At 42.6% G+C, this 249-nt stretch carries 1 protein-coding gene; it reads right to left on the bottom strand.

The features are described from left to right. Nucleotides 1-249, bottom strand: a 249-nt coding sequence (locus Q5762_RS39205) for an Rsd/AlgQ family anti-sigma factor (protein WP_315897095.1), incomplete at both ends; no start/stop codon positions are given.

Genomic DNA, 249 nt, shown 5'->3' with positions numbered 1-249 from the left:
CAACTCTATATCAAAAGCACCGCTGTTGCGGGTACTGAGATGCTCGGCATATTTATCATTAAATTCCAATGCAAGATCGGTTGAAAGCGCAATTTTAGGGTATAACGAGTCTGCCAGTTTGCGACTATCAGTACCATTAATGGCGCATTGAGTAACTATCTGTTCGTACACCTCGAAATGCCCAGCCGATAAGTAATCCATTAACAGCTGACAAAACTCTACAATTTTATCTTGCGAGGGCATGGTGTG

Origin of the sequence: Streptomyces sp. P9(2023) (assembly GCF_032436795.1) — a bacterium.
GTDB lineage: Bacteria > Actinomycetota > Actinomycetes > Streptomycetales > Streptomycetaceae > Streptomyces.
This window is presented reverse-complemented; position numbering and strand designations above follow the sequence as displayed.